We start from the raw sequence: 23,541 nt of genomic DNA on the forward strand, positions 1-23,541 counted from the left end.
ACTACGGCCCTCAGTGGGATGCCAGCCGTTCTTCCGCTACCCGCTCGCCGGCGACATGTTGCTTCGCCAAATGTTCTTCCGCCCGACGGAGTCGGTAGGTGAGTGTTGACCGTGGCACGTCGAGATGCTCTGCGAGTTCTCCAACATCGACCTCGCGGGGTGATTCGTAGTAGCCGTGTTCGACGGCGGCCTGGAGAGCAGCCTCTTGGGCTGGAGGCAATCCACTTGGTGTTCCGTCGCTTCCCCTAGCTGATGTTGTGTCCGCTGTGCGGAGCATCTCCATCTGGGCGCACTCCCCGACGGCGACTTTGAGAGCGTCGAAGAACGCCGCCACGTCGCCATCGCCGGAGTGGATGAGTCGCCACGTGTAGTGGCGGCCCTCGTGACGAGTCTCGAACAGCACGCCGTCGCCGAGGTGGTCGCGAGCGATGTGGGGGACTGAGGCGCAGGTCGGAGTGCGCTCCCAATCTGAGTAGAGGATGAGCGCGTCGTCCGTGCGGTCGAGGACGCGGGTGGTCTGTGTGGCGTTGCAGTCCTCGGTGGCGAGACAGTCAGCGTAGTAGTCGCCGTTGAGAAAGGCGTCCTCGATGGCGTTGAGCGCCTCAGGCGTACCGGTGGCATGGTCGACCCGCCAGAGACGCTCGGCAGTGGCGTGCAGCGAGAGCGAGCGAACGCGAGCGTCGGGGTGGTCGGCGAGGGCGTCCGCCACCCTGTTGCAGCCGGGCTCGTATTCGAGAGCGAAGACGAGTTCGCGCATACCCCGTCTAAGGCCTGCTACGACATAACCCATGGCCTGCAGCGTTGTCGACCAGTAGACCTCAGATTACGTCGTCAGGATCGTGAACTTCCTGCATTCGCTGTGCTTCGGCCGCGTATTGCTCCTGGAGGTCGGGGTCATCGACCATGCCAAGATTGCCGGGTTCAGCATCCACTGCTGCTGTCGTATCTCGGACGTCGGTGAAGGACGTGAGTGCGCGTTCCTTCCGATAGTACTGTTCTCCATCGGGTGTTGCGTAGGTGAGGATGATCAGGTTCTGCTCGTCATCGGAGTACGTCCGTTCGACAAGCCAAACACGAACGTCATCTTCAGACTGATTTGACATACTTAGACGTCCCCCGATATCCACTAAGGGATTGGTGTTACGGCTTGCCGAGACTCGCTGTCTCGAAGGGTGACTCTCCGGTCGGAATGAGCAGCTCCTGTCGGTCTCCGACTCGCGCGGCCAGCTTCCGTTTCAGGTACTGTCTCGCCGTCGACGGTGTGAAGACGCCTTTGTCGAGCATGTCGCCAACGACGTCTTTGAGGGCCGCGAACTGTCCCTGGAGGGTGCCGTCGCCGACCGGCTCGCCGTCGTACCAACGCACCGTCGCGAGCGCACCGTTCCCGACCGTCTCTCCCTGTTCGACTGTCTCCGAATCGTACTGCAGGCCGAACCACAGCGTCCGATAGGCGGTCACCTCGAACGTCGTCGACACCACGAAGAACGCCTCGTGGTGGAGGTAGTCGAGGTGGTCAGCGACGATCTCGTCGAGGGTGAGCCCGGTGGCGCGGGGTTTCGGCTCGACGACCGTCGACGGTCGATCCTCGCCGGCGAGGTAGCCGTCGACGGCATCTGCCTCGAGGCCATCGGCCAGTTCCGCCAGCAGCTGTTTCGCCCACTTGGAGTCGGTGTCGTCGCCACCGAACGGCGACTCAGCCGAGATTCGGTGCTTGAGCTTCAAGTTCGCTGCGCCCCAATGGCTGTAGTGGAGCGTGTACTGTCCGTCTGTGCGTTCGTACGCAACGAGTGCGCGGTGTTCCATCGAGCAATCACCTCACGGGGCGAGCGCGACTGGATCGCCCCGCACCCCTCCCGGGGGACGAACAACGCTACTCGTCGATCGGGTCGGGGGAACTGAGGTCCGCGTGGAGGACTTCGCCGTCGCGATCGATGTACCGCTTCGCCAGTACGGAGAAGCAACACTTCGTGAACCCGGCCGTCTGAGTATCGAGTTCTTGCAAGAACTCTCGCCTTACCCAGATTAGGTGTGATGGGAAGCAAGCAGGACGTTCACACAAGATATAATACAATTTCCTAGAAAATCGTACTATGGTTGAGGTAACGGGTATCGGCGTTTATAGCTGTGTCAAAACGGAAGGTGACGGTAACCCTGATCCTTCAACGGTAGGCGTCCTCGAAAACGAGGATTTTAACGATGACGCCGGCGCCGAGGCCTCCCGTATCTGTGAGGAGCTCATCGATACGGCACTTGGAAAGAAATACGGAGAATCTAAGAGTGCCAGGAACCACCGGTTCAGCGCTGAAGCCGAAGTGGAGCGATCCGATGATGGGGAATCAGTTCTCGATGTACTCGAGGAAGTCAGAAACGACGGGGATCTTGAGAAGTATAGCAAACATATTGCTGACTGGTATATCACCGAAATCCAATCTCGTTCTGACCTAATCATAGTCGCACCGTTCGAAGAACACGACCGCGAATTTGTGGCGGTGATTAAGACCCCGTTCCTCCCTGATGCACACGAAATCGATACCGACGAAATGTTCGTCGAGCACGAGCGAATTATCCGGGAAGAAACAGACAAGAGCATCATCTACCCCTTTTATGATGAATTTGAGGATGAGGCGGACTCTGATCGAGCGCGCGTATATCAACGGGATGGCAGTCAACACTACGCGAAATACTGGTGGCGATTTCTCCGACTCGAAGAAGAGAAACACCCTGACGAACTCGTAGAGAACTCCCTTGGTCAGCGGATGGACGAAGGGGATGGAGAGTTCGATTCGTTGGATGACTTCACCGAATTTGTCGCAGAAGAGTTCGACACCGAGGTCGGACAGGAGGCAACGGTTTCGGTAGAGATCGCGAATACCTCCTTCCAAATTCCACTGAGTGAATTTCAGCAACAAGAAAACGTGCAATTGGCGAAAGAAGGTAATACGTACTATGTCGTTCTATCGGGAACACAACCACAGATGACGGTCGGGTCCGGGAGAAATAAACGCAGCGTGTTCGATGAAATTGACGATTTGCCGCACCCCAGCGACCTCTTCTAACTGAGTATGTCTGCTGAAGTTACTGAAGTATTGCAACAGGTACAGGCCCTTGAGTCCGAGGGAGAGGTAGAAACAACGTTAGCCGACATCGGGTTTACCGTTACAGCCTCCGATCTTGACAGAAACGATTTTATTAGCGTAGTAAAGGCCGTTCACAACCATCCTGAGTGGTTTACGGATTTCGAACTCCGATGTAGTTCCCCCACAATCCGGCTCTTTGGGAAAAGTGGGACAGGGGTCATGACACATAGTGATGGATTTGAGGAACTCACCGAATTAGACTTATCTACCGACCACGACAGAGCTGAGCGCGGTTTCAACAACTACCGTGATTCAGATATTGAGCGAGCAGCTGAGTTCGCTTATACACTTGTTAACGGTCTTCACAACGATGACGGCCAAAGCGTTACACTCACAGGTATTGTAGACAAATCGGCTATTGAGGAAGAGCTGGTATCGACGTTTCCAAGCGTCCTTCAGGGCGAGATTTCCGTGTTCCTCTGGCCTGATCCAGATACTCTTGGCCAGTGGATCGAGACCAAGTCGATTACTGATGTAATTGATGCATTTTTTGCGTTCGAGAAACTGCCTATATTCGTCTTTGAAAGCTCTGTCACTCCTATTTTCGGTGCCTCGGTTGTAACATCCTTAGAGGATATCAACGAACTGGGGGGCGAGGAACTTGCTGATGGTCGTGACAAGTATCAGGAGGCTATGCAGTGTGCCCGAGAGAGCACCGTTTGGCACGACGATCTATCTCCGGTTCCTCCAGCAGCTGTAATCTCGGTCATTGACCTGATTTCTGGATTCCGTCCTGTACTCGTGTACAGCGTTTTCGGGGTGTTCTCTTCGGCAGTTGAATCCAGAAACGGCTTGATTAAGTTCATAGTCACTTCAGAGCCGACAACCTTTACAAAACAGGTCAATCCTCATGAAGTGAGTCAAGACTACGATTCATCCGCAATCGAAGGACTCGTATCTGCATACGAGATCTATGCGGAACATGAGGATAAGGCGGCGTTCCGGGATTTTTGGCGACTTGCAATTGCTAACACCTGCGATGATTTACTCGACTTGCCGAACCACGTTGACGAGGTAAGGGACTACTACAGGGATTTGCAGGTTGATGCTATCGAGAAGAACTTCGACGACCTGAGCGACGCGATTCAGCAAATTCATTCCTTTATGACCGGGCTGACGAACCGGGTTTCTGACGCGGCCACTCAGCTATCCCGCCAGATTCAGACTCTGTTGTTCACGCTCATCGGTACAATCATAGCGAATCTCTTTCTCGTTCTACGCTGGAACAACGTCACCTACGTACCACCATTCAGCCTGTTCATCCTCGCTGTACTGGTCGGCTTCTATTTCCCGCTAATTCAAGATCGGATTGAAGACCTGTCCGAACTGCGGAAGGAGGTTGAGAAAGATTATGAGATGTATGAAGCTGAGATTCGACGATTTAGCGAGCAGATTTTTGACTTCGAGGAGTTAGAAGGACGAAAGGATTCCTACATCAGAATAGCGAAGAAGAAGGAGGGATGGGCACAGGATCGGCTAGATCTGATATTCCGGTTATTGATGACCATTTGGGGGGGTTTAGCAATCTGGTCTTTTGTTGGTTATGAGGCTGTGAGTATGCAGACCATCGTAGGCATCGTGTCTCTAGTCGGATTGATCGGTATCTGGTACTACCACTCTAATAACGAATATTTCGATTTACGGTACATGGTTGGATGTGTTGCCGTAAGTTTAGGCGCTCTAGGGGTACGAATCCTAATGGTACTCGGGATTGGGGGGTTCTAACCGGCTGGCAGGGTGGATAAAACGACGCTAGGCGATCTCCTGAGCACAACTGGAAACGCAGTTAGGAGTCTGCGTGGGCGTCCGCCCCGGCTCCGTCGCCCGGCCGCGTGAGAAGGCTCACCTCTTCCAGGAGGTCTCTCGCGGTCTCGACTCGCTCTCGATCCGCGTCGGTCAATCGGTCGACATCGAGTTGGTTGAGATTGCTGAGTACACGATGCATCCGGTAGCCCTGTTTGAACTCTTGCTCCATCGGAAGCGCCTCACCGCTCGCCGGCGCGGAAAGACTCGCCATCGAGACCGGCGTCGGGCTTGCAAGATATCACGACCTTAACCAACGAACCTCGACGCTACTCCCAGACTGTTGGTTAATCGACGCTCAGCACTGGCGCTACTCGAGACTGGGGCCGTAGCGAGCCGAGCCACACACCCGGCACTCCCAGATCGGTTGCCCCGACCACGCCTCATCCGGGACCGACTCGTAGCTCTTGAACCGATGGTCGGTCGCCTGTCCACAGTTTTGACAGTCGAGTTCCTGCGTCGTCGATACCGACGACGCCTGGCGATCAGCCCCAGCTTCGCCAGCGGATTCGGTCAGCGCCATCGCTGGAACCAGCCATACCGCGTCGTCGGCGTCGTCGAGGACCGCGTCGAGACGCGACGCGTCGCGGATGCCGTCCCCACGCTGGTCGTAGAGCCGCGTCGGGCCCTGATCCGGACGCTCCGACGCTTCCTGCCCGTGCCACTCAGTCCGGTCACGGGCGGCACTGAGAAGCCGCTCTCCCTCCTCTGACGACACCTGTACCGCGTCGGGGAGTAAGGGCCATTACTCGGCCAGCTGGCGCGCCGGCGCCTCGTCGAGATCGTAGATGAGCGTTTGACATCCTCCCGGGCGTGAATGCCGGGGTTTCCTCCGTGGGAGTCTCAGCCGGTCTACGACTCGCCGGAGGCAACATTCCCGTCACGGTGGACGGTACTCGGGTCTGTGCGCTGTTCTTTGGGACTTTCGTGAGGGTGTGGTGTCCCCGACCAGTTGTGGTCGTCCCACTCGAACCGCACGGGCCGTGCCATCGGCCTGACTGCCTTTTCTGTGTGCCGCTTCAAGAACGTCTCTGACGCTGTGAGGTCGGCGTGCCCCTCGAATCCACATGGACACGTTAGTGTGTCCTGATGTCGTTTCGTTCGGTCTGTTGAACCGCACTGCGGACACTCTTGGCTGGTCCACGCTTCCGACCGGACTTCCACCGAGATACCGTATTCCTCAGCAGTACATGTTAGCCGCTCAGTAAACTGCTTGAACGCCCAGAAGTTGTGGATCTTGGCGTTGGTTTCGACCGACCAGTGTGTGCCCAGCACGTCGGTCAGTCCACCGATATACACCGTGTCTACGCCGTCCTCGTACAGCCGTTCGATTAGGTCACGACACAACGCTTCCTGTGCGTGGTCGCGGCGGCGGGTTCGCTTCCGATACAGCCGCCGGATACGCTCGCTACTGTGTTGGCCGTCCTGTAGCTTGGACTGTAACCGGGCGATTTCTCGCGTTGTCTCACGGAAGCGGTTGAACAGGTCCCGACCTTCGTACAGGTATTGGTCGCCGGTCGTGGTGGTACAGGCGACGAGATTGTTTGCACCAATATCCAAAGCGGCCTTCTCTGCGGCCAGTGGAGTCGCCCGTGCATCAGTAATAGTCACAGGTTGCGAAGCTCGGAAGGTGCAATCAGTCTCATCGTACCACAGGTCCAACCGGCCCTGCTTCTGGTAGTTGGGCCAATTCGGGTCGCCAGCGATTTCCAGCCGCAGCCGCCCGGTGTGGTCGTATCGGTCTTTCAACTTGCTCCCAACCAGTATCTCAAGCCGTGAGCGGTTGCCCCATTCGACGGTGTACGACGTGTTGCGAATAACGGTCTTGAGTTGGCGTCCCTCGTCCTCGTTCCCACGGAAGCCCGGCGGTTCCGGGTGTTCGGTAACTGATGTGTTCGACTCGTCGTGGTACTGGTTTTTCAGGCGGAAGAACCCGCGCCATGCTTCGCTGTTCTTCCGAATGACCTGTTGGGCAGTGGACGCACCGAGCACGCCTTTGTATTTGCCTTCGAGTCGGCCTGTATCGGCGTCCCAGACGTCACCCTTGAAGCCGTCCTCGCCGTTGTACCGCATTAGGCGTTCGTAGTTGACCTCGTTCCAAAGAGCAGCGGAAGCGTCCAACAAGTCACGTAGCAGTTGCTCTCCATCGTCGGAAAGCGGACGCACGACGAACCTGTTGGTACGCTTCACGACAACAGATTATTATACTTTTAGTCTTAAAGACTTTACGTCCATGCGACCCAATATCGATATTTCACATACTCTCGGTGGCCGAGTCAAAGACTACGCAGAAGCGAACGATCTGGACCTCTCGGAAGCCTATACCGTAGTGCTTGAGGCGGGATTAGATGAATTGGAGAGCTGAGTATCCAGGTATAGCGTAACCCATAGTTGTTGCTCCAATTGTCGAATTCATACTCTGGCTAAAGCCGGGAGCTCTCTCCTCGCTTATCGGTATTCCTCGTCGACGCTGTCTCGTTCGTGCTAGTGGCGTCACATCGAGATGGTTCGTGAGACAGAACCGGCATTTCGTCTGGCCGTCTGGGACTGACGCCCCACAGGACCGACACTCGCCATCGGCGGCCGTCGGCGCATCAGGGTAGCCACCAGAACTCGTCGCGACGCGTTGCCGTCGGGGGTCTCCTTCACACCCGTCGTCCAGTCTCGTGTCCGGAATGTGGGACGCCTCGCCGGTCGGCCGCAGTTCCTCGAGGTCTAGATAGCGATCATGCATCGATTGGACCGTGGGTTGTTTCGGGTTTGTATTTCAATTTCAGGGCCAGTAGTCCGCCTTGTCTTCCACTTGAGCATGAGGCATGAAATAAGTCATGCGAACATCTTATACTTCATGAGCAAGTAGATGGAAGTAGTAGCGGGGATCCGCATGAGCAGTAACGACACGAAGCACGTGCAAACGGAGCTGAATGAGGACGAATACGAACGCTTCCGGGAGTTCGCTCGAGAGCACGGCCTCTCGCTCAAGGAAGCCGGCCACGAGGCGCTTCTCGAGTGGATCGAACGCCAGCAGCAAGCTGACCCAAACGACCCGGCGTTCACCGTCCTCGACGACCTTGATGACGAGTCCCTTCCAGCGTCGGCGGCGACGGATGCTCGCGAGGAAGACGATCTCGTCGACGAGTGGCACGGCAGTGACGAATCGTTCACGCTCGCCGACGATCCATCCGCGGAGCCCTGACCGCTGATGGCAGAGCCAGTCGAGACCCCAATCGGCACGGTCACAGCCGAGCATTTTCGCCCAGGGCACGTCCGCCATCAGGTCGTCGTCGGCCCGAAGTTCCTGTACGCATTATTCAACCCCCAAGATCAGATGCACGCAGTCTCGCGGGCGTTCATGGCCTTTGTCCGCGACGGTGACCTCCCCTATCGTCGTCTCATCGTCAACGATCACATCGTCGACGAGGCTGCAACCCGGCTGAAAAAGCAAGCGTCGATGCGAAACGCAGCCACGTTCCTGACGACCATCGACGAGAGCACGCTGTATCAGTCCGAATCCGTCCCCGAGGACGCTTTCGAGGACGCGAAATCGACGTTTATCGAGTGGACCGACCTGGATGCGTCACTTACTGATTTTACTGTTGCAGCGCATATGCAGGCCTTAGAGGTCGATCATATCCTCACCTACGACCGGCACTACGATGCGTTCGACGTGACAACACTTCCGTATCGTAATCAGGACTAGAGGTGCCAAGCATGCCCGAATCCTCGCGGAATGGGGTCCAGTCGTGGGGTGAGGCGATGAGCGCCCGCGACCGTATTCGGGCAGTCGTTGAGACGCTTCGCGAACCGCGATCCGTCAACTGGATCAGCGAGCAGGCTGACGCCGCCTGGAGTACAACCAACGAGGAGCTCCAGAATCTCGTCGACCAGGGACAGCTGCGCCGCGTCGAGGCCGGCGAGACGACACGCTACCAGCCGGACTACACCCGACTGCTCTTCGAGGAAATCCGCACGCTCATCGAGGAGAACACGCGCGAGGAGCTACGCAACGAACTAGCGGCGATCACCGAGGAGATCGAGGAGTGGCAGGCGACCCACGACGTCGAGACGTGGGAGGCCCTCGAACAGTCGCTCGCCGACGGTGATCTCACAAGTGCCGAGCTCCGCGAACGCCGCGACGTAATCACGCGCTGGGAGGAGAACGAGGGGGATCGCCGCCTCATCAAGCACGCGCTGGAACTCTACTCGGACGTCGAAGCCGCCCGCGAACAGCTGAGGGACGACAGCAGTTCTCGTCGGCGGTAGCGGCGATTCGCTGGAAAGCGAGTCTCCCCAATCTCCATGTGGCCGGATTAATCGAGGAGGCCGAGTTCGGAAAGCCGGTCCTGCACGTGCATGAGTGCTTGCTGGGCTTCGTCCGTTTCTGTTCCACCAGTAATGACGAGCTTCCCGCTGCCAAAGAGGAGCACGACGACGTCGGGGTCATCGAGCCGATAGACGAGCCCGGGGAACTGTTCAGGTTCGTACTCGATTTGCTCTAAGCCAAGCCCGATCGCAATCGCGTTCAAGTTCAGCGACTGCTCGAGACTGGCACTAGAAACGATGTTCTGCACCTCGATCGGCGGATTACTGTCGACGTCGATCCCTAACTCGCGGAGGTCATCGAAGACGATGTCGAGGGCTTCGTGGACGTCATCGACGCTTTTCGCACCAGTGCAGACGACTTTCCCTGACCGGAAGATCAGCGTGGCTGATTTCGGCTCCTGGAGGCGGTAGACGATTCCAGGGAAGTCCTCGGGGTTGTAGTCGGCGCCGTCGAGATCCACTGCGAGTTGGTCGAGGGCGAGTTCTTGGCCGAGATCACTGGATGCAACAACGTTCTCGATTTGGATTGTGTCCGCCAGCGTGCTCATACGGGGTACTCGTCGGACAAATTACTTAAAGTACGGCGGGTGGAAATTCGTTCCTTTGTTGAAACCCTCAACGGCTACTAGGTTCGGGCCTAGGTCGGTCAGTACAGACCCAGTCTCGGGAACATCACAGATCAATACTTGTCGCATAGATCGCCTGGCCATGGAGTGACCAATTTGCCGCTGTTGAAATCCCATTGATCAGATATTATGTAGGGTGAAACAACCCGTAAGTGAGTATGCGGATTGAGCGAACTCGCCTACTCAGTATCCATGAATACACCAATAGTTCCGAGGAATCCGGACGCGAAAACCGTGAGCCCGATAACTGGATTGAAGTAGTGAGCAATAGCGAGACCAAGTAAACTGACCTGTGTCCCCAGAACCATCATCTGCGTCCCGAGACGGTTGATATCGGCATCAGACTTCGGCACAGAAAAATGATGGAAAGGAGCCATGTTAAATATTGATAGAGCGTCAGTCTGTACTTAGCAATCCCTCCGCGGACAGTGAATTGCTGGAGTCGTTTCTGCTGGTCAGCAGATGCACTCGTGGTGTTGGCCGGCCAAGTGAGCGACTTGCTTGTGAATGCGGTTTGCGAGCGCGAGCATCGTCGCGGCTCGCGCTCGTGTCGCCATCCCGTCCTGGTAGTACGTCTGTGCGCGATTATCCGTCCAGAGTGCGTCCAGCCTGGCGGCGAGCTCAGGGCTGATGAATCCGACGTCAGCGCTCCGGTTGATCGCCGTCGTGTGTGATTGTGGCGGGTTCGCTGGGTCCTGGTGCCCCTCGTCGATCAACCAGAACAACAACGTCTTCTCGATGGACGTGAAGGCGGCTTCGATCGTCAGCGTGTAATATCCGTCAGCCATGAGCTGGCCGGCTCCGGAGAGTGATCGGCACGCTTTTCGTAACTGCACGGAGCCAGCATCAGACACGTCAAGCCCTGCTTCCGGCTCTTGATTGCCGTGCCGAAATGCGGCTTCAGCCTCAGAGAGCTCTGACTCGACGTCGTCAAGCGTGAGTGGCATCACTCCGTCACCTCTCCGTCGTCCTGGTAGACTGCTGCCCGAACGTCTGCTAACGCATCGGTTCGTTCGACGACGATACCGTCGTCGAAAATCTCCCGAAGGTCGTCGCCGCGGGAGGCCGCTGATTCGGGTGTTTCGACGAGGACCTCGAACTGGTAGCGGTCGCCGTCGAACGCTCGGGTTTCGAGGTCCCTGGCGAGTTTCGAGGTGACCCGTCGTGCGTACGTCGCGTCGCCATCGACGAGCACGAGCAGGTCGATGTCGCTGCTCCGGTCGGCAGTCCCGCGTGCGACGCTCCCGAACAGCACCACACCGACGAGCTCGTCCACCTCCTCGGAGGCGTCGATGTCGTCGGAGACCTCCTCAAGAAACGTCTGTACGGGTTTCCGGAACTCCTCCTGTGGGATTGTCAGGAGCGGGTCGGATGCGGTGAGATGGTCCTGGTCGATTGCGATTTTCGCGGGCGTTTCCTCGGAGACGGTGATGGTGCCGAGTTGTTCGAGGAGATTGACTGACCGAGAGACCGACGAGATGTCGGCTCCAGTGATCGTCGCTAGCTCCTTTTGCGTGAATTCCTCGAACGGATTGTTCACGAGATGGTGGAGGATGTCTTGCATTGCCTGATACCGGAAGACCCGCTCTTCGGGGAGGGGGTAGTCCAGTAGCACACGCGCCTTATTTTGCATAATAGAGAAATACTTGCAGTATGTGCAAAAGAGTTGTGGTGTGCTTGGGTGTCTACTCCCCCTGATCTGCTCTCGGAGCGGGTCCGCTGCGGAATTGGCTGTCGGGGCGATATCCGGGTTCCGTCACAGTGTATTACTGGTGCCCTTCGCGCCCGCTAACTGCTTCTGGCCACAAATCGCCGGATAACGGCGGGTTCTGCGTGCTTGATGGGCTAGTCCGTGTATGAATTTCGTCATGCAGTGTGACGAACGCATCTGGGCCGATACGTCACGAGAAAACGATCTGCTGATTCTACTTCGTCGTTTGTGTTGCTCCCCCTGGAAGCGAGTTCTGGGCTGTTCGTTGCGACCGAGACTGTTCTGCATCGGCCACAAACTGCGTGGGCGAACTGAACGCGTTTCGTGGGGCTTCCCGTGCAATATCTGGGCTGGTTGGGTTTTCCAGTAGTTCTATCACCGTCGGTTGGGAAATGATGGGTAGTTAATGAGACGGCGGACGTTCCTCCGAACTGGCGTCACAGCGGGCCTCGTCGCTGGACTGGCTGGCTGTGCCAGCGACGATTCAACGACGACGCCTCGCACGACGACTGACGGCTCGGCGACGACCACCGACGCAGAACAAACGACCGACGCAGAACAGACGACGGACGACCAGCCGGACATCGACCGGCCAGCGAACTACCGCTGGGACATGCAGCCCGGCCGCAACGACTTGCTGCGCGAGGAGCTTGGCCAGTACGTCGAGGCGTCGGTCGGCGACGTCGTCGAAGAGCATCCCGCCTTCGAGTATTCGACGGACTCCGAGCGCGATAACCACGAAATTGACTTCGAGGCGTTGAAACTGTACCGCGACAGTAACTTTGACATCCTCACGCAGTACTCCCAGAATCCCTTGGAGCGGTGGGTCGAAGCGTTCGTCGAAGAAGACCTCTATGCAGAGGAGAAACACGGGGAGAATTTCCACTATAATGATACAGAGGCCCCGCAAAGCTACTCCACTGAGAAGTGGTTGAACGCAGATACTGTTGAAGAAGCCCTTGACCTCGGCCACGGCTTAATCCTCACTATTGGCAATCCGATTAACGTACCTGAACACGCGGCTGTAACCCGGGAAGCGTTCAAGCGCTACCACGATTTTGACGTTCTCGCGTGGGAGACACCGAATCAAGGTGGTGTCGTCCCTAGTGGACTCATGTATAGTCCAGACGATGATACAATCCGAAGCTTCGACGCCAGAGTGAGCGCCCACAGCCAATCATCGGCGCACTTCCATACGCCGGTGCAGGACTGGCCGTTCATCACGGAAGGCGACCACCACCATCCGTTGTTGTTCCACACCGACGAATGGAAACGAGGAGACGTAGACGGATTTGGACACGCAAAAGGATTAGCAGCTGGAGCCATGACCGGAATTGCTGACGGCAGTAATAGAATAGATGTAACATTAGGCGAAGAGTACCGACAAACAGGAGAGTACACAGTTACGACCGGGTTGATGGAGCAGTTGACTCGTACAACCTTAGAGTACAATAACAATGATGCTGATTTCCAGGATCTCTGGGATTTTGCTAACCTAGCACAGACACTAGAAATGAAGGAAGGTAATTATGTCATCGATTTAGGCGTTGAGAATGACAATTATAATGGATTCTTTGACGGGAACCTGGCAGTCTACGAAGTTGAAGACGATTTCATAATTAATGAGGTCTGGAACGATCAGGCTGGTGAGTACGACAACTTCGGGCAGGTCTACGACGAGCTTGCGCAGCTAGCAGAACGGTAAGCTCTGCACCCGTACTTAGCAAAATCTGGTCATCGCTGCTGAATTTGGATTGCTTGAAACGGTGGTCGTGGCCCAAGCAGCAGACTAACATCGAATCTTCTGGCTGCTCATCGAGTCCGGAAGGATAGAGCAACTGCCGGAAGAGAATTTCTCTCGTCGGGGCGAAGTATACGCCCTGAAACGCCCAAATTCGGCTATCTATTCTCGCGCTGTTCCACTTTGTTCAACTTGCTAAAATCCACCATACACACTACTGAAACGATTTGTTCGGGGCCATCAAGAACTCTCTAGTGGTAAGATTCTCTGTCTATGGTAACGTGCCTTCATCTATGTCAGCAGAGACGGATGGCCAAGGACGGCTGTACATCCCGAAGGAGGTACGGGAGAAGTACGGCCAGAAGTACCATATCGTCATGTACGAGGACAGAATCGAACTGATACCGGTCGCGGACGACCCACTCGCCGCTGTCCGCGAGGCCGCAGGCGAACTTCACGATGCATCCGTCGAGGAGATCCAAGCGGACATCGAGGAAGCAGCGAGAGACGAGGCTGAGGAAGCCGGCGGCGACAGATGACGGTGTACGTCGAGACGGACTTCCTGCTCGCCCTCGCCAAAGAATCCGATTGGTTACAGGGCTCCGCAGAGGACGCCCTCGGCGAGTACGACGTCGAAACGTCACCGTTCTCGTATCTCGAACTCCTCCTCGCCCGGGAACGCTACGAGTTCGACTACGTGCCGCTGGTGGCAAACCTGCTTGAACTCGTCCCCGTGCGGGACGAAGAAGAGAGACAGGTAGTGCTGAAAGCCGTCAACTACTACGACGAGGGAATGACGCCGTTCGACGCGTTCCACGCGGCGACTGCGGAAACCCGAGGGATGGACGTACTCTCCTCCGAGAGAGACTACGAAGACGTCGAGGTCGAACGAGTCCCACTCGAACCGACCGACGAGGACTGACGCTTCTCAACGCACGTGCCGAACCGCTTCCACGGAGTCGATATCGACGTCTGCCAGCCGCCCCGAGAGGCCGTCACCGAGTTTGGCTGCTGTGTCGTCGGACTCGTCGCCGGATTCGGCCCAGTCCGGCGGTGTCGCGTAGCTTCCCATGTGCCCGGAATCGGAATGACTGACGTAAATTCCTTCGGACGGAGTGGGTGAAACAGCCGATAAGTTAGCGTGCGAACCGAACAGTCATTTCAGCTCACACAACGCTGCCCCAGTTATTTTTGCCGCCCGGAGATATGTCCGATACAGATGTCAGAGGATTCCGACGACACTGACGGAGAACGGGTCGTCTTCGCAATACTGGTTGGAGTGACGTTCGGAGCGGCACTCGGAACGACAGTTCTCCAAGATATCACACAGGGTATTGTTGTTGGTGTCGTCGTCGGAACCCTCGCTGCTCTCGTCTTCCCAGCGTGGACAGACCGGCTCTTTGAGGCGGTAACAGACAAACTCGAAGAATAATCTGCTGCACTGATCGATAAGTGAGTACCCTGTACTTAGCGAGAATTACACGCTAGCTCCTCAAGGCCAATAGCTGGGACAACCGTCCGTAGACTGGGCTGAGATGGGGATACGGGACCGGGAAACAGTTATACCGGTGAGCGCGTAGGTTTAGTTGAACTATCTATCGCTCATCGTGGGCGACAAAAGCCGTCGCCAGATCTCTTCTGGCGAGTAATCAAATCCAACAGTCCCAACCCACGAGTAATGCCAGCATTCCCAACCAACGCTCCGCCGTCCAACGCTACGAGTATCCACCCGGTCAGTCTACGTGAAGTCAGTACGCCACCACGTCGCCACAAGCGGCGTATGGCCTCTACTGGGGACGCAATTGCTCGCCAAGAATTCGGTTTCACTGACGTTGAATCCCTTGACGACGTGACAATCACCCACTACGGCCCCGGGACAAATAAGGCGATCAACTCGATTCTTGTCCCTATCGCGGGCGGCCCGAATAGCGATGCTGCTGTGACGCTCGCCAGCAGTATCGCCTCGGAGTGGGCCGCGTCAATTACGCTGCTGACAGTCATTCCAGAAGCCGCAACCGATAATCAACGACAGGCAGCCAACCGGCGACTAGAGACGTACGCTGAGCGTGTAGCTGACAGTTCAGTTGTGACAACGCTCCGTCGTAGCGACGATGTCGCATCGGCAATCGCAACGGAAAGCGTCGCGCATGAACTCCTTGTCATCGGAGCGTCCGAACGGTCACTGTTCAAACGAGTTTTTCGTGGGACAATCCCTGAGCATCTCAGGCACGAAACACACGCACCAATATTCGTTATCAGTCGGTAACCCACCACCGCTGACCACTGCCGAACGAATGGGGCCCCCAAATATTCCCCTCGTCAGCGACAACCCCTTGGTATGGTTGAGTACTGTGATAAGTGTGGGACGGAACTTGACTCATCTCAGGAACGCCACCAACGGTACCGAATCGAGCATCCGTCGGATTCCGTCGAGACACTGAAAGGACGTCTGTGCTCGGATTGTTTCTGGGAGCTCAAAGAGTGGCTCGAAACGGAGAAGGTTGCGTAACGGCGTTCCCCGATTGAGCGATACAGCGTCTGGAACGGTCGCGGACGCTGTTTGCTATCTCTAATCGTTCGTGTCGTCGCCGTCAGAAAGCCTATGGTCGATGGTCTGGCTGCTACTGGTATGGCGGAATGCCAGAACTGCGGCAGCCATGTCACGGAGGTCTACGTTCGTGTATTCACGCCGGATTCGGTCGACGAACCGCAGGTGTGCCCGAACTGCGAGGATATCACTCGTGGCCGTGATGGCGTCCGTGAGAAACGAACGTAGCAGGCCAACCCGCTCCACGGAAAACGGGGGCTGTTGAACGCATCTTGGTTCGTTATCCAAGTTGCGGCCATCGCCGGTCGGTAGGACTGCGCACTGTGCGCGTTTCGAGTTATAGGATTGTGTCCGACCACTCATGTTCGCAGTCCGTGCATTCCCAGAAGTGACATCCTCCCCGTCTACTGTTCCTTTCCCGGTCGTGTGCGCTGTCGAGCCACACTCAGGGCACGAACTGACGGGCATTATCCCAACTACTCTGTTGGGTCCTGATGATGTTGGTGGCCGGCTGTACTGAGCAAATGACGGTGGAACCCCATCAACTGAGTAGTGTTTCTACAGAGCCGGCAAACTCGAGTGCTGTACGTGGACGACGATTCTACAGCCTTATTCAGTGGCGAGGTCGTCGTAGATCTCCTCGTGCTCGTCGAGATCCTGGCGGCCAAGGAACCGGATAAGATACCGCGGTGCCTCGTTGGCGGATAACTCATCCAAGTTCTCCGGGCGGTCACGTCCAGTGGGCATTCCTATGGTGGATTTGCTGCGCTATTCAGTCGATCCAGATCCCGCTTCTCGTACGCTGCGCGCCACATCGCGTGAACGGCACGCGTCACGAGTGACACCTCGGTTACGTCGATACAGGACGGCTCGGCGGCCGTCGTCGTGGCCTCGGGCGGCGAATGGAAATGAATCTCGGGAGAGTGGGTGTTCGGGTGGCGATCGAAGCGCCAGTTGACGTCGTCGCTATCGACGTAGTGAAACGAGTACATCCCGAGTTCGCTCCACTGGATATCGAGCCGAGCGCTCTCGGCATCGGCGAGCCCGTCGTTGAGACTAATCTGTAGCTCCGTGGGTGCGACGACGTCGTCGTACCCTGTTTCGTCGACGAGCGGCTCAAGCTCGAGCCAGAGATCTCGGATCCGCTGCAGCGCCGGGAGATAGATCGGCCCGAACTCGCCCGCACGGTCGTCGTCGTTCATACGGCGAGCTGGTGGCTGGCCTCGTCGTAGGCGAGTGCAGCTTGGGCGACCGCGAGATTCTGTCGCGTCGTTCGCCATGCAGTGAGGTCGTCCCAGCCCCCCGTCTCGTCGGCGTCGAGTTGCTGGCTGAGCTCTTCGGGTGACACCACGTCGTAGCGGTCCTCGTAGCGCCGGATCTCGGCCTTCATCTCCTGGATGCTGTCGAGTAACTCGGGCCGATCGATTTCCTCACGGAGCTCGCGGATCCGGGACATCAAGATCCGGTCGCTGTTGCGCTTGTACAGCGTTGTTTGGCCGTCCTGTTCCGTCTCGGCGAACCCGGTGTTCACGAGGGTCTTGCAGTGGCGACGCGCCGTCGGCTCACTCACGAGCGCTCGATCGGCGATCTCGGCAGCCGACTGCCCGTCGTGGGTCTGTTCGACGATTTCGTACACACGTTCAAACGGTGTGGTGTCGTCTTTCCAGTCCGCTTTGACCTGCTCGTTGACGTCGTCCCACGTCTCGGTCATACTGGGTCCTATGCGCGCTATGAACAAATAGTTTCCTGAGAAAACTATCTAACGCCAGTGGCTGTGCAGGAGCGTTGTCAGGCTACATGCTCCTCTAACGTCTCGTGATGCGTCCGAACCGTGGTTGGCGTGACGTTCCCTGTCTCCGCGACATCGCTTTGCGTCACCCATTGTCCCAGTTCCTGTCCCGCCTTGTAGAGGCAGGCCGCTGCGAACCCGGCCGGATGGACGCCCGTCGTGACGCCGCGCTCCTCGGCCTGCTCCGCGAGGGTTCGGGCCCGCTGTCGGATCTCGTCCGGACACTCGAGATCCGAGGCGAGGCGCGGCACGAACATGCTGGGGGAGACGGGTTCAGCGGGGAGGCCCAGCCCTTCGTTCAGCGTTTTGTATGCGTTCGTGACCCGCGACTCCGCGACGCGGGCCATCTCGCTGATGTCGTCCACCAACCGCGAGCGGCCGTTGCACCGGCAGGCCCCGTAGACGCTGGCCGCGGCGATGGCCTCGATGGATCTGCCACGAAGCAGATCCTCGGTCTGGGCGCTCCGGAAGAGTTGGCACGCCTGGTCACGGACCGAATCGGAGAGCTCGAGGGCACTCGCCAACCGACGCACCTCGCCCAGCCCGTGGGCGAGATTCCGTTCCGCTTTCGACCGCCAGCGACCCCGAGTCTGCTCACGGCGCATCCGTGCGAGTCGCCGTCGCTTCTGCCCGGAGATCTCGTTCCCCTTCGCGTCGGTGCCGCGACCGATTTCCGTCGACAGGCCGCGATCGTGGCGGGCCGCAGTGAGTGGGGCGCCCGTTCGCTCGCGCTCCTCGTCGTCGTACGCCCGCCACTCCGGCCCGTGATCGATGCGCTGTTCGTCGATGACCAGGCCACAGTCCTCGCAGACCGTTTCGACCGCGTTCGTGGTGACCCGGCCGTCGCACTCGGGACACTGATTGGTGTTCGAGTCCGTCTGGACCTCTTCGTCGAAGCCAGTTTCGTAGATGTCTCTAGTTGCCATGGTTTTCACCGTGTTCAGGGAACTCGCCAGTACGGCGAGCCCCTCACCCATTGAGGGGTAAATAGACTCTACGCGGGACTGAAGTGCCCGCCTCTGGCGTGGAAGAAATTGAGCCTAGCAGTACAGCTAGAATGGGTGCCCAGAACTTGTATCGACGACCGATGCCGTGCTAGACACCTCCATGAAAATCAATTAATTTGTGACGCTGTCAAGGAACTGTTTCAGGTTCAGGTGTTAACTGTCTTCAGTCGGAATACAAGGGCGGTGTGCTCTGAGGTTATCCGTGAATTCCGCTTCGAAGGTGTCATTGAAAGTACTTTTGCGTTTCTTATCGGCGTCTATGAGACTGGACTCCTCACGAAATCTCACTGGTCCGGAGTGGCGATCCAAATTGAGTGACGATTACTATCGACCAACGCTCAAATCACAATAGAGGAATCGGTTACCCACCGGCTCCGTTGGATTCACCTTCCGCTGTTTGCTGTGCTCCCCGCAGCATGGGCCATCTACCGCGTTTGTCGAGCACACTGAATTGCAAGTACCACTACCGGCCAGATTTCTGGCGCGCTCGTGATAGCTGTTGATAGTTTTGAGTGTCACTCTCGGTAAGCACGAACGAATGCACGTCGCAAGACAGTCAGAAGAACGTACGTTTCGTACTTTTGGGTGCGGCAATGCTCGCAGGGCTGCATATTCGTGACAATGTCCTCGATTTCGTCGTCGTACTCGTCTGTGAGTGTAGCGAGGGCGTCCATAATTTGGGGCTGAACGTTATCGATCATCTCCTCAATGATGGAATCGGCTGAGTCCGGAAGCGAGTACGAGAGGACGATCGTATTTGCGTGGTAGTACTTTGTCGTCCCGCCGCGCCCCTCCTCGAAGCGAACTACATCGACGAGGCCAGCGTCACGTAACTCGTTGATGTGGTGGCGGACCGTGTTCTCCGTACGGTCGATGCCACGGCTCCCGAGACAGTCGTGAACCTCGGTTGCGGTCAGCGCCTCCTCAGAGAGAATATCGAGGATCATCGCCCGCATCGGTTCGTCGATGGCGTCCGAGACCCGTGTGTCTCGCACCGCGATATCCTCAATTCGGTGGTCGGTGCCGGAACTACTCATACGAGAATTGAGCGTGAGCAGGCGGGAAAAGCTAGCGGGACGCTGTTTTGAACTCAGCTCCCTGGGTTCGTGAGACCGAAAGCCCTAGACGACCCGTTTGACTGCTCCAACCACCGATATCCGTATTCAAACATATCATCTAAAAAATAGTTATTGAGGTACGGGCACTACCTCAAACTGTAATGAGCGACACAACCCAGTTCCGCGTCCTCGACTTCGACTGCCCGACCTGTGCGAGTACCGTCGAACGCGCCCTGTCGAACGTCGACGGCGTCCAGCACGTCGAAGTCCACTACGCGACCGGTCGCGTCGAGATCGAGTACGACGACGGCGTCGCTGAGCCCGAGACCTTCGCACAGACCATCGAAAACCAGGGGTACACGCCCCAGCCCGCCTAACTTCATGAACACACAATCGATTACGCAGTACTACCGGAAACACCGGAAGGCCATCGTCACGACGACGAGCGGTCTGCTGTACGGCGGTGGCTGGAGTCTCGGCTACCTCACGGGTTTCGACACAACGGGTGCCGCCATCCTCGTCCTAGCGACGATCGTGGGTGGCTACGACATTGCCAAGACCGCCTACCACGAGGTCACCAACCGGACACTCGGCATCAAGACGCTGGTGACGCTGGCCGCTATCGGTGCCATCGTCATCGGAGAGTACTGGGAGGCCGCAGCCGTCGTCTTCCTGTTCAGCCTCGGCAGCTACCTCGAGGGGCGAACGATGCGGAAGACCCGGACGGCACTCCAAGAGCTGCTGGAGATGACCCCCGACACGGCGACCGTCCGTCGCGACGGGGAACTCCAAGAGGTTCCCGCCCGTGAGGTCGAAGAGGGGGAGGTCGTCGTCGTGAAGCCGGGCGGGAAGATTCCGGTCGATGGCGAGGTCGTCGACGGCGAAAGCGCCGTCAACCAGGCGCCGGTCACCGGCGAGAGCGCACCCGTCCACAAGGCCGACGGCGACGAGGTGTACGCCGGGACAGTCAACCAGGAAGGCGCACTGGAAGTCCGGACAACGGGTGCGGGCTCGGACACGACGCTCGAACGGATCATCCGACGCGTCGAGGAGGCCCAGGAGGCACAGTCGCCCACGGAGAGTCTCATCGACCGGTTCGCGAAGTACTACACCCCGGCCGTCATCGCGTTAGCAATTGGCGCGTATGCAATCACGCAGAACGCGATCCTGTCGCTGACCCTGCTGGTCATCGGCTGTCCGGGCGCGCTAGTCATCGGGCCGCCGGTCAGCATCGTCTCGGCCATCGGCAACGCCGCCCGTTCGGGCGTCCTGATGAAGGGTGGCGAACACCTCGAACGCGCTGGCAAGATCGACCTCGTCGCCTTCGACAAAACGGGGACGCTCACGAAGGGCGAGAGCACCGTCGCCGACGTCGAGGGGTTCGGCGCTGCTGATGACGAGGTCCTCTCGCTCGCGGCGACCGCCGAGAAGAAGAGCGAACACCACCTCGCCGACGCCATCGTCGACACGGCCCGCGAGCGCCCGACTGCTGCGACGGACGGTGGGGCGACGGTCACCCAGGCGGACGATACGGACGCCAGCCTCCAGTCGATTCCCGATCCGGACGATTTCGACGTGGTCGCTGGTAAGGGCGTTATCGCCCATACCGATGGCCACGAAGTTGTCGTCGGCAACCGCGCACTGCTGGACGACCGCGACATCGACGTCCCCAGTCGGATCGCCGACTACGTCCGCGAGCGTGAGGAGCGGGGCGAAACGGTCGTCCACGTCATCCGAGATGGGGACATCATCGGCGCAATCGCGCTGCGGGACGAACTCCGGGAGGCCGCTCCAGGCGTCGTTGCGGCGCTTCAGGACGCCGGCATCGAGACGGTGATGCTCACGGGCGACAACGAGCGGACGGCCGCCGCCGTCGCCGAGGAGGTCGGCATCGACGACTACCGCGCCGAGTTGCTCCCCGAGGATAAGCAGACCACTATCGAGGAGCTTCAGACCGACGGCCACGTCGTCGCAATGGTCGGCGACGGTATCAACGACGCACCATCGTTAGCGACTGCCGACGTCGGCATCGCGATGGGTGCCGCCGGGACGGACACCGCCATCGAGACCGCCGACATGGCGCTGATGGCCGACGACCTCGAACGCATCCCCTACGCGGTCAAACTGAGCAAAGCGACGCGCTGGAACGTCCTCGAGAACGTCGGGCTCGCGGTGCTGACCGTAATCGTCCTCCTCGCGGGCGTGCTGACCAGCTACGTCACTCTCGCCGCTGGGATGCTGGTCCACGAAGCTAGCGTCCTCGCAGTCATCCTCAACGGGATGCGACTGCTTCGCTACTGACTACTGGACACGAAGTCCATTACACGCATGACAACAGATTCGACTGCGACCGACGGAACCGAGCATAGCACGAACTGGCAGGTCAACTACGACGTTGCCCCGATCGAGATTCGCGACCCTGTCGCGGAAGCTCTCGGCGTCCTTGAACCGGGCGATCCGTTCGTCATCACCTACAGAGACGCGGTGAAAGAGGCGGGACACTCCTGCCCGACAGCCTCGGGCGCTTACCGGATCGTCCAGCTCGGCCTCGACGCGCTGTACGCCGACGAGCATCCGGTCCGGAGCGAGATCGAGGTGCAGGCAGCCGGTCCGCGAGACGATGCCGCGTACGGCGTGATGAGTCGCATCATCTCGTTCGTGACCGGTGCGACCGAAGACGACGGCTTCGGTGGACTCGCCGGCGGCTACGGTGGGCGCCGTGATCTCCTGCGTTTCGACGCGTTCGACTCGGAGTCGCCGGACCCGACGTTCCGTTTCCGACAAACCGATACGGACGATACCGTCGCCGTAACGTTCCACGTCGGCGACGTCCCTGACGGGGGACCGGCAATCGGGAAACTACAGGGGATCCTCGATGGGTCAGCCAGTGACCAGCAACGGGAGGCCTTCGCTGACGAATGGCATCGCCGCGTCCAAGTCGTCCTGGCGGACGACTCGCTGTTCACTGTAGAACCCGTCTAGACACGGCGTCAACCACGGTACGACAGTCGGCCACGATTTCGCCGTCGGGCTATCACACTTCCATATGCTCCTCGACGAACCAGTGGATGATGTGGCCCTCTGCTCGGTGCAACACGTCGCTACACGTCGCGTTCGCGATGTCGAGTGCCTCAGCCACCTCGCCTAATGTCGATTCCCGTGGTGTCCGGTAGTAGCCTGCTTCGACAGCAGCCAGAAGCACCTCTTGCTGTCGGTCCGTGAGCAACTGGTCTGCTTGGCTCGCGTCGATTTCGCGAACAGATTCGATCGTGAAGCCGATGCCTAAATCCTCGAGGTGGTCGCCGAGACTCGAGAGCCGCCTCGTCGATGTCGTCACCTCCCACGTAGCGACACCGTTCTGAATATCGAAGGGCATTCTGAGTGGAACACCGGCTCGCAGGACTGGGAGAAGTGGAAGTGGGTTCACCGTCTTTATTTGGAGGAGCGCCTCGTCTTCGTGCTTCCAGAGTAGTTCGAGGTCCTCGATGTCATCACGGGATTGAATGTCGGTAATGAGTGGAAGTGGGTCAGCGGTCTTGAGCCTGACAAGCCCGATACCGGTCCCTTCGCCAGGAATACTCGTGACGACTTGAAACACCACCTCCGGATGAGCAGTCGAGAGATCTCCAATCCAGGTATGGTCGGGGATATCTATGGAAAGTTTCGCGTGTGGCATCGTCTGTAGCTTACCTACTATTTCGCTCATTATAGCAAGATATACGAATATGTTAGGGTAGGACTCAATTTCTCGCACTGATCACTAACCAGCCGAGGCGTGTACGGACATGTAATGTCTGA

The 23,541-nt window shown here is 58.0% G+C and carries 28 protein-coding genes and 2 pseudogenes; 13 read left to right on the top strand and 17 right to left on the bottom strand.

Going from position 1 to position 23,541, the window contains the following annotated elements; all coding sequences use genetic code 11:
- Positions 1-10 precede the first annotated feature (10 nt).
- From AVZ66_RS13610 to AVZ66_RS13620, 3 genes are all read right to left on the bottom strand, one after another.
- Positions 11-757: a helix-turn-helix domain-containing protein gene (locus tag AVZ66_RS13610; RefSeq protein WP_050051691.1), complete on the bottom strand. Its 747-nt coding sequence runs from the start codon at positions 755-757 to the stop codon at positions 11-13.
- 61 nt (positions 758-818) lie between these two features.
- A complete protein-coding gene (locus AVZ66_RS13615) occupies positions 819-1,103 on the bottom strand; it encodes a hypothetical protein (protein WP_006183450.1) in 285 nt (94 codons plus the stop codon).
- 37 nt (positions 1,104-1,140) lie between these two features.
- Positions 1,141-1,803 carry a DUF6735 family protein gene (locus AVZ66_RS13620; protein ID WP_058984732.1) on the bottom strand — a complete coding sequence of 221 codons (663 nt, stop codon included), beginning with the start codon at positions 1,801-1,803 and terminating at the stop codon, positions 1,141-1,143.
- 287 nt (positions 1,804-2,090) lie between these two features.
- On the opposite strand from AVZ66_RS13620, the gene AVZ66_RS13630 reads away from it, so the two are divergent.
- Together AVZ66_RS13630 and AVZ66_RS13635 are read left to right on the top strand one after the other, a co-directional pair.
- Positions 2,091-3,056: a hypothetical protein gene (locus tag AVZ66_RS13630; RefSeq protein ID WP_058984734.1), complete on the top strand. Its 966-nt coding sequence runs from the start codon at positions 2,091-2,093 to the stop codon at positions 3,054-3,056.
- Between the two features lie 6 nt (positions 3,057-3,062).
- Entirely contained in the window at positions 3,063-4,862 is a 1,800-nt protein-coding gene (locus AVZ66_RS13635) for a hypothetical protein (RefSeq protein ID WP_058984735.1), read from the top strand.
- A 61-nt stretch (positions 4,863-4,923) separates the two neighbouring features.
- On the opposite strand, the gene AVZ66_RS13640 is transcribed toward AVZ66_RS13635, so the two are convergent.
- The 4 genes and pseudogenes from AVZ66_RS13640 to AVZ66_RS17165 all read right to left on the bottom strand — a co-directional run.
- Positions 4,924-5,112, bottom strand: coding sequence for a hypothetical protein (locus AVZ66_RS13640; RefSeq protein ID WP_058984948.1), 189 nt, complete (start codon positions 5,110-5,112; stop codon positions 4,924-4,926).
- Positions 5,113-5,250: 138 nt separating this feature from the next.
- A pseudogene (locus AVZ66_RS13645) lies at positions 5,251-5,736 on the bottom strand (hypothetical protein); the annotation flags it as partial.
- A 56-nt stretch (positions 5,737-5,792) separates the two neighbouring features.
- Complete coding sequence (locus AVZ66_RS13650; protein WP_058984736.1) at positions 5,793-7,130, bottom strand: IS200/IS605 family transposase; 1,338 nt, start codon at positions 7,128-7,130, stop codon at positions 5,793-5,795.
- A gap of 272 nt (positions 7,131-7,402) precedes the next feature.
- Positions 7,403-7,674 (bottom strand): annotated as a pseudogene (locus tag AVZ66_RS17165) (hypothetical protein); the annotation flags it as partial.
- Between the two features lie 150 nt (positions 7,675-7,824).
- Between AVZ66_RS17165 and AVZ66_RS13655 the strand changes: the two are divergent.
- From AVZ66_RS13655 to AVZ66_RS13665, 3 genes are read left to right on the top strand one after another with little or no spacing between them, the layout of a single operon-like run.
- Complete coding sequence (locus tag AVZ66_RS13655; RefSeq protein ID WP_058984737.1) at positions 7,825-8,136, top strand: hypothetical protein; 312 nt, start codon at positions 7,825-7,827, stop codon at positions 8,134-8,136.
- Between the two features lie 6 nt (positions 8,137-8,142).
- Positions 8,143-8,640 (top strand): type II toxin-antitoxin system VapC family toxin, encoded by a 498-nt coding sequence (locus tag AVZ66_RS13660; RefSeq protein ID WP_231727173.1) that lies wholly within the window; start codon positions 8,143-8,145, stop codon positions 8,638-8,640.
- Between the two features lie 11 nt (positions 8,641-8,651).
- Complete coding sequence (locus AVZ66_RS13665; RefSeq protein ID WP_058984738.1) at positions 8,652-9,203, top strand: hypothetical protein; 552 nt, start codon at positions 8,652-8,654, stop codon at positions 9,201-9,203.
- Positions 9,204-9,250: 47 nt separating this feature from the next.
- Here the strand turns inward: AVZ66_RS13665 and AVZ66_RS13670 are convergent, their stop codons facing one another.
- The 4 genes from AVZ66_RS13670 to AVZ66_RS13680 all read right to left on the bottom strand — a co-directional run bounded on the left by AVZ66_RS13670 (position 9,251) and on the right by AVZ66_RS13680 (position 11,504).
- Positions 9,251-9,811 carry a TATA-box-binding protein gene (locus AVZ66_RS13670; protein ID WP_058984739.1) on the bottom strand — a complete coding sequence of 187 codons (561 nt, stop codon included), beginning with the start codon at positions 9,809-9,811 and terminating at the stop codon, positions 9,251-9,253.
- A gap of 257 nt (positions 9,812-10,068) precedes the next feature.
- Positions 10,069-10,242, bottom strand: coding sequence for a hypothetical protein (locus AVZ66_RS16355; RefSeq protein ID WP_157499955.1), 174 nt, complete (start codon positions 10,240-10,242; stop codon positions 10,069-10,071).
- Between the two features lie 102 nt (positions 10,243-10,344).
- Positions 10,345-10,677: a hypothetical protein gene (locus AVZ66_RS13675; protein WP_197407800.1), complete on the bottom strand. Its 333-nt coding sequence runs from the start codon at positions 10,675-10,677 to the stop codon at positions 10,345-10,347.
- 158 nt (positions 10,678-10,835) lie between these two features.
- Complete coding sequence (locus tag AVZ66_RS13680; protein ID WP_231727175.1) at positions 10,836-11,504, bottom strand: nucleotidyltransferase domain-containing protein; 669 nt, start codon at positions 11,502-11,504, stop codon at positions 10,836-10,838.
- A gap of 502 nt (positions 11,505-12,006) precedes the next feature.
- Here AVZ66_RS13680 and AVZ66_RS13685 point away from each other — a divergent pair.
- The 3 genes from AVZ66_RS13685 to AVZ66_RS13695 all read left to right on the top strand — a co-directional run bounded on the left by AVZ66_RS13685 (position 12,007) and on the right by AVZ66_RS13695 (position 14,263).
- A complete protein-coding gene (locus AVZ66_RS13685) occupies positions 12,007-13,305 on the top strand; it encodes a twin-arginine translocation signal domain-containing protein (RefSeq protein ID WP_058984742.1) in 1,299 nt (432 codons plus the stop codon).
- A gap of 329 nt (positions 13,306-13,634) precedes the next feature.
- On the top strand, positions 13,635-13,880 hold the full coding sequence (locus AVZ66_RS13690) for an AbrB/MazE/SpoVT family DNA-binding domain-containing protein (RefSeq protein WP_058984743.1): 246 nt from the start codon (positions 13,635-13,637) through the stop codon (positions 13,878-13,880).
- A complete protein-coding gene (locus AVZ66_RS13695) occupies positions 13,877-14,263 on the top strand; it encodes a PIN domain-containing protein (RefSeq protein ID WP_058984744.1) in 387 nt (128 codons plus the stop codon). Before AVZ66_RS13690 ends, AVZ66_RS13695 begins: the two co-directional genes overlap by 4 nt.
- 6 nt (positions 14,264-14,269) lie before the next feature.
- Here the strand turns inward: AVZ66_RS13695 and AVZ66_RS16735 are convergent, their stop codons facing one another.
- Complete coding sequence (locus AVZ66_RS16735) at positions 14,270-14,413, bottom strand: hypothetical protein (protein WP_197407801.1); 144 nt, start codon at positions 14,411-14,413, stop codon at positions 14,270-14,272.
- A 147-nt stretch (positions 14,414-14,560) separates the two neighbouring features.
- Here AVZ66_RS16735 and AVZ66_RS13700 point away from each other — a divergent pair, with 147 nt between their 5' ends.
- Together AVZ66_RS13700 and AVZ66_RS17170 are read left to right on the top strand one after the other, a co-directional pair.
- Complete coding sequence (locus AVZ66_RS13700) at positions 14,561-14,773, top strand: hypothetical protein (RefSeq protein WP_058984745.1); 213 nt, start codon at positions 14,561-14,563, stop codon at positions 14,771-14,773.
- A 348-nt stretch (positions 14,774-15,121) separates the two neighbouring features.
- Positions 15,122-15,607: a universal stress protein gene (locus tag AVZ66_RS17170; protein ID WP_197407802.1), complete on the top strand. Its 486-nt coding sequence runs from the start codon at positions 15,122-15,124 to the stop codon at positions 15,605-15,607.
- 1,031 nt (positions 15,608-16,638) lie between these two features.
- Here the strand turns inward: AVZ66_RS17170 and AVZ66_RS13710 are convergent.
- The 4 genes from AVZ66_RS13710 to AVZ66_RS13725 form a co-directional block, all read right to left on the bottom strand.
- Positions 16,639-17,091, bottom strand: coding sequence for a hypothetical protein (locus tag AVZ66_RS13710; RefSeq protein ID WP_058984747.1), 453 nt, complete (start codon positions 17,089-17,091; stop codon positions 16,639-16,641).
- Positions 17,088-17,600 carry a winged helix-turn-helix domain-containing protein gene (locus AVZ66_RS13715; protein WP_058984748.1) on the bottom strand — a complete coding sequence of 171 codons (513 nt, stop codon included), beginning with the start codon at positions 17,598-17,600 and terminating at the stop codon, positions 17,088-17,090. Before AVZ66_RS13715 ends, AVZ66_RS13710 begins: the two co-directional genes overlap by 4 nt.
- Positions 17,601-17,677: 77 nt before the next feature.
- Positions 17,678-18,604 carry a transcription initiation factor IIB family protein gene (locus AVZ66_RS13720; RefSeq protein WP_058984950.1) on the bottom strand — a complete coding sequence of 309 codons (927 nt, stop codon included), beginning with the start codon at positions 18,602-18,604 and terminating at the stop codon, positions 17,678-17,680.
- Between the two features lie 596 nt (positions 18,605-19,200).
- On the bottom strand, positions 19,201-19,722 hold the full coding sequence (locus AVZ66_RS13725; protein ID WP_058984749.1) for a helix-turn-helix domain-containing protein: 522 nt from the start codon (positions 19,720-19,722) through the stop codon (positions 19,201-19,203).
- A gap of 182 nt (positions 19,723-19,904) precedes the next feature.
- On the opposite strand from AVZ66_RS13725, the gene AVZ66_RS13730 reads away from it, so the two are divergent.
- Genes AVZ66_RS13730 through AVZ66_RS13740 form a run of 3 tightly spaced genes read left to right on the top strand, consistent with a single transcriptional unit; the run spans position 19,905 to position 22,725 of the window.
- Entirely contained in the window at positions 19,905-20,120 is a 216-nt protein-coding gene (locus tag AVZ66_RS13730) for a heavy-metal-associated domain-containing protein (RefSeq protein WP_058984750.1), read from the top strand.
- 4 nt (positions 20,121-20,124) lie between these two features.
- Positions 20,125-22,044, top strand: a complete 1,920-nt coding sequence (locus AVZ66_RS13735; RefSeq protein WP_058984751.1) for a cation-translocating P-type ATPase — start codon at positions 20,125-20,127, stop codon at positions 22,042-22,044.
- Between the two features lie 27 nt (positions 22,045-22,071).
- The gene (locus tag AVZ66_RS13740; protein ID WP_058984752.1) at positions 22,072-22,725 is read left to right on the top strand and encodes a hypothetical protein; all 654 of its coding nucleotides are present in this window, start codon (positions 22,072-22,074) and stop codon (positions 22,723-22,725) included.
- A 52-nt stretch (positions 22,726-22,777) separates the two neighbouring features.
- Here the strand turns inward: AVZ66_RS13740 and AVZ66_RS13745 are convergent, their stop codons facing one another.
- Positions 22,778-23,449, bottom strand: coding sequence for a helix-turn-helix domain-containing protein (locus AVZ66_RS13745; protein ID WP_197407803.1), 672 nt, complete (start codon positions 23,447-23,449; stop codon positions 22,778-22,780).
- Positions 23,450-23,541: the final 92 nt, after the last annotated feature.

The sequence above is a fragment of the Halobacterium sp. CBA1132 genome (genome assembly GCF_001485535.1).
Classification (GTDB): domain Archaea; phylum Halobacteriota; class Halobacteria; order Halobacteriales; family Halobacteriaceae; genus Halobacterium.

Excerpts from the sequence above, each read along its gene's own strand:
- AVZ66_RS17170 (WP_197407802.1), top strand. The coding sequence starts at position 15,122 with ATGGCCTCTACTGGGGACGCAATTGCTCGCCAAGAATTCGGTTTCACT.
- AVZ66_RS13615 (WP_006183450.1), bottom strand. The coding sequence starts at position 1,103 with ATGTCAAATCAGTCTGAAGATGACGTTCGTGTTTGGCTTGTCGAACGG.
- AVZ66_RS13630 (WP_058984734.1), top strand. The coding sequence starts at position 2,091 with ATGGTTGAGGTAACGGGTATCGGCGTTTATAGCTGTGTCAAAACGGAA.
- AVZ66_RS13655 (WP_058984737.1), top strand. The coding sequence starts at position 7,825 with ATGAGCAGTAACGACACGAAGCACGTGCAAACGGAGCTGAATGAGGAC.
- AVZ66_RS13685 (WP_058984742.1), top strand. The coding sequence starts at position 12,007 with ATGAGACGGCGGACGTTCCTCCGAACTGGCGTCACAGCGGGCCTCGTC.
- AVZ66_RS13715 (WP_058984748.1), bottom strand. The coding sequence starts at position 17,600 with ATGACCGAGACGTGGGACGACGTCAACGAGCAGGTCAAAGCGGACTGG.
- AVZ66_RS13665 (WP_058984738.1), top strand. The coding sequence starts at position 8,652 with ATGCCCGAATCCTCGCGGAATGGGGTCCAGTCGTGGGGTGAGGCGATG.
- AVZ66_RS13620 (WP_058984732.1), bottom strand. The coding sequence starts at position 1,803 with ATGGAACACCGCGCACTCGTTGCGTACGAACGCACAGACGGACAGTAC.
- AVZ66_RS13725 (WP_058984749.1), bottom strand. The coding sequence starts at position 19,722 with ATGAGTAGTTCCGGCACCGACCACCGAATTGAGGATATCGCGGTGCGA.
- AVZ66_RS13745 (WP_197407803.1), bottom strand. The coding sequence starts at position 23,449 with ATGAGCGAAATAGTAGGTAAGCTACAGACGATGCCACACGCGAAACTT.
- AVZ66_RS16735 (WP_197407801.1), bottom strand. The coding sequence starts at position 14,413 with ATGGGAAGCTACGCGACACCGCCGGACTGGGCCGAATCCGGCGACGAG.
- AVZ66_RS13720 (WP_058984950.1), bottom strand. The coding sequence starts at position 18,604 with ATGGCAACTAGAGACATCTACGAAACTGGCTTCGACGAAGAGGTCCAG.
- AVZ66_RS13675 (WP_197407800.1), bottom strand. The coding sequence starts at position 10,677 with ATGGCTGACGGATATTACACGCTGACGATCGAAGCCGCCTTCACGTCC.
- AVZ66_RS13690 (WP_058984743.1), top strand. The coding sequence starts at position 13,635 with ATGTCAGCAGAGACGGATGGCCAAGGACGGCTGTACATCCCGAAGGAG.
- AVZ66_RS13610 (WP_050051691.1), bottom strand. The coding sequence starts at position 757 with ATGCGCGAACTCGTCTTCGCTCTCGAATACGAGCCCGGCTGCAACAGG.
- AVZ66_RS13700 (WP_058984745.1), top strand. The coding sequence starts at position 14,561 with ATGTCAGAGGATTCCGACGACACTGACGGAGAACGGGTCGTCTTCGCA.
- AVZ66_RS13735 (WP_058984751.1), top strand. The coding sequence starts at position 20,125 with ATGAACACACAATCGATTACGCAGTACTACCGGAAACACCGGAAGGCC.
- AVZ66_RS13695 (WP_058984744.1), top strand. The coding sequence starts at position 13,877 with ATGACGGTGTACGTCGAGACGGACTTCCTGCTCGCCCTCGCCAAAGAA.
- AVZ66_RS13710 (WP_058984747.1), bottom strand. The coding sequence starts at position 17,091 with ATGAACGACGACGACCGTGCGGGCGAGTTCGGGCCGATCTATCTCCCG.
- AVZ66_RS13660 (WP_231727173.1), top strand. The coding sequence starts at position 8,143 with ATGGCAGAGCCAGTCGAGACCCCAATCGGCACGGTCACAGCCGAGCAT.
- AVZ66_RS13670 (WP_058984739.1), bottom strand. The coding sequence starts at position 9,811 with ATGAGCACGCTGGCGGACACAATCCAAATCGAGAACGTTGTTGCATCC.
- AVZ66_RS13740 (WP_058984752.1), top strand. The coding sequence starts at position 22,072 with ATGACAACAGATTCGACTGCGACCGACGGAACCGAGCATAGCACGAAC.
- AVZ66_RS13730 (WP_058984750.1), top strand. The coding sequence starts at position 19,905 with ATGAGCGACACAACCCAGTTCCGCGTCCTCGACTTCGACTGCCCGACC.
- AVZ66_RS13635 (WP_058984735.1), top strand. The coding sequence starts at position 3,063 with ATGTCTGCTGAAGTTACTGAAGTATTGCAACAGGTACAGGCCCTTGAG.
- AVZ66_RS13640 (WP_058984948.1), bottom strand. The coding sequence starts at position 5,112 with ATGGAGCAAGAGTTCAAACAGGGCTACCGGATGCATCGTGTACTCAGC.